Here is a 2,890-nt window from a genome sequence, read left to right on the forward strand (position 1 = left end):
GACATCACCGCCCGCACCCTCTGAAGCTCACCAGGACAGGACCAGCACACTGTCGACAACCGAACGACCAAGCCGTCATCCTCCGAACCGCCCGCCTCCGGGCCGCGCAAGGGCCACCTGCCCTCGCGCGGCCCGGAGGCGTTTCAGCAGGGATCAGCAGCGACCACCCCGGTCGAAATGGAGCGGTCCGGTCGCGGCTCCGCCACTAGACTGCGGCGGCATTCCGCAGCCTTGCCGAGAGGACGGTGCCCGGCCCCATGCGTTGGTCCCAGCTGTACGTGCCCACCCTCCGGGAGGACCCGGCGGACGCGGATGCGGTGAGCCACCGCTTGCTGGTGCGGGGAGGGTTCGTCCGGCAGCTGATGGCCAGTCACCTGGCCCACGTGATCGGGTAAGCTGCGCAATGTGCTGAGCGAGAATCAAGCTGGCACGACGGCGCGTTGCGAGAACCAAGCGCGAGCCACCTCTGCTTGCCGTACCAAACCGGGCAGGTTCCGTCCCGGCTGGTGTTGAGGGAGTAAGGCCTTGCGGGTCGCTGACCTGTGGGGCTTCCTGAGCCAGGAATCCCCCTGCTTCAGCGGGGGGAGGGTTCAACATGAAGGACTCGTACAGCTGCGTGGTCGAGCCCGCCGGGCTCGACCGCTCCTTCGACCTGCACAGGGCCGCCTACGAGCGGATCTTCGCCCGTCTCGGGCTGCCCGCGATCGCCGTGCAGGCGTCCAGCGGCAGCATGGGCGGCAGCACGTCAGTCGAGTTCATGAGCCCCTCGGAGGCGGGCGAGGACCTGGTGGTCCGCTGCCCCGGCTGCGACTACGCGGCGAACACCGAGAAGGCGACGTCCGCCCTGCCCGTCGTCGTCGACGGCCCGGGACCGGACGTGCCCGAGCGGTTCGACACTCCCGAGGCCCGCACCATCGAGGAGTTGACGCGCCGGCACGACGTGCCGGCCGAGCGGCAGATCAAGACGCTGGTGTACGTGGTCGACGGCCGGCTGACCCTGATCCTGGTGCGCGGGGACCACAACCTGGTGGAGCAGAAGCTCATCGACACCCTCGCCGCCACTGCCGTCCGTCCGGCGACCGCCGAGGAGATCCAGGCGACGCTCGGGGCCTCCCCCGGCAGCCTGGGCGCCGTCGGCGTCACCGGGCTGCCCGTCCTCGCGGACGAGGCCCTGCGTAGCCGCACCGACATGACCACCGGCGCCAACACGGACGGCGTCCACCTGCGCGGGGTGTCGGTCGAGCGGGACATCGCCGTGCAGTGCTGGGCGGACCTGCGCGAGGTGACCGCCGGCGAGCCCTGCCCCCGGTGCGGCACACCGCTGGAGGTGGTGGTCACCATCGAGGTGGGCCACATCTTCAAGCTGGGCCGCAAGTACACCGAGACCCTCGGCGTCTCGGTGCTCGGCCCGGACGGCGGGCGGGTCGTTCCGATCATGGGCAGCTACGGCATCGGCGTGGAACGGGCGTTGGCCTCGATCGTGGAGACCCACCACGACGAGAAGGGCATCGTCTGGCCCGTCTCCGTGGCCCCCTTCGAGGTGGCCGTCGTCGTCCTCGGCGGTTCCGACGAGAAGGTGGCGGAGACCGCCGAGAGCCTCTACCGGCGGTTGCGGGGCGAGCGGGTCGACGTACTGATGGACGACCGGGACGAGCGGCCCGGTGTGAAGTTCCGCGACGTCGAGCTGATCGGCATCCCCTACCGGATCACGGTCGGCGCCCGAGGCCTCGCCGGGGGGACGGTCGAGGTCACCACCCGGGCCACCGGCGAGACCCGGGCCGTCCCGGTGGCGGAGGCGGCGGAACACGTCCGGAAGTTGCTGACCGCCGCGGTGTGAGCAACGGGCGCGGCGGCCCCTTGCTCTTCGCAAGGGGCCGCCGGCGGGAGGGTTCGACGGGGGACAGGGCCCGGCGTACAGGCCAACTATGGTTTGGATACTGGGAGTTGTTCGTGCTGTGGATGGCTCGGATCAGCGATTCCTTGCCGGAAGCCGATGGGAGCGGCCTCATGCGGCCTGCTGGGCGTGGGCGGTGGCGAGGTCGCGGACGGCGGCGGCGACGGCGGGGGAGTCCTTGCGCAGGATCTTGGAGTGGTTGCTGGGGACCCTGGTGTGGACGCTGATGTGGGGGTTGCGGGCGAGGACGGGGGTGAGGTCGGCGCGCAGCTTCTCCATGGTCCTGGCGTCGGCGCCGAGGTTGCCGCCGGTGGCCATGACGTAGCGGGTGGGGACGTTCACCCGGTCGAGGACGGGGTTCAGGGCGGCGGGGGAGCACAGGTCGATGAGTTCGAGGTTGATCTCGGCGTGCTGGGCGGCGCTCATCCGGGCGGCCATGCCCAGGCGGCGGGCGATCGGGAAGACCGGGCTGAGGCGGCGGAACAGGCCGCGGACCTGCTCGCGGGTGGCGTCGTCGATCGGGTCGGTGAGGTAGGCGCCGTCGACGGAGACCGCGCCGAGGGTGCGGTGGGGGTTGCGGGCGGCCCAGTGGACGGCGATCAGGGCGCCGTAGGACCAGCCGACCAGGATGGGCCGCTCGACGCCGCGGGCGGTCAGGACGGCGTCGAGGTCGCGCAGGCAGGCCTCGAAGGAGTAGTCGCCGGCGGTGCGGGACTTGCCGCGGGCGCGCTCGTCGAAGGTGATGTGGCGGTAGCCGGGGCCGAGGTCGGCGATGACGCGGCGCCAGTGGGACTGGTCGGCGTAGGAGCCGTTGAGGTAGACGACCGGGGTGCCGGTGCCGCCGGTGTCGGTGACGGCCAGGGCGGTGTCGTCGACCTCGACCATGCCGGTCCAGGCGGGGGCGGAGCGCTGCGTGCTGGTCATGGTGGAGGCTTCCTTCGCGATCAGGAGTGGTTGACGGGGACGGGGTTCTCAGAGGGTGCGGGCGGTGATGTT

The 2,890-nt window shown here is 71.3% G+C and carries 3 protein-coding genes; 2 read left to right on the forward strand and 1 reads right to left on the reverse strand.

The genetic code is table 11. The features are described from left to right. Positions 1-257: 257 nt before the first annotated feature. Entirely contained in the window at positions 258-395 is a 138-nt protein-coding gene (locus ACGF12_RS38190) for a hypothetical protein (protein WP_393041147.1), read from the forward strand. Positions 396-595: 200 nt separating this feature from the next. Further along, complete coding sequence (gene proS, locus ACGF12_RS38195; RefSeq protein WP_393041150.1) at positions 596-1,837, forward strand: proline--tRNA ligase; 1,242 nt, start codon at positions 596-598, stop codon at positions 1,835-1,837. 168 nt (positions 1,838-2,005) lie between these two features. On the opposite strand, the gene ACGF12_RS38200 is transcribed toward proS, so the two are convergent. Beyond that, positions 2,006-2,818 carry an alpha/beta fold hydrolase gene (locus ACGF12_RS38200; protein WP_393041152.1) on the reverse strand — a complete coding sequence of 271 codons (813 nt, stop codon included), beginning with the start codon at positions 2,816-2,818 and terminating at the stop codon, positions 2,006-2,008. Positions 2,819-2,890 lie beyond the last annotated feature (72 nt).

The organism is Kitasatospora sp. NPDC048296 (genome assembly GCF_043201815.1).
In the GTDB taxonomy this organism is placed as follows: Bacteria; Actinomycetota; Actinomycetes; order Streptomycetales; family Streptomycetaceae; genus Kitasatospora.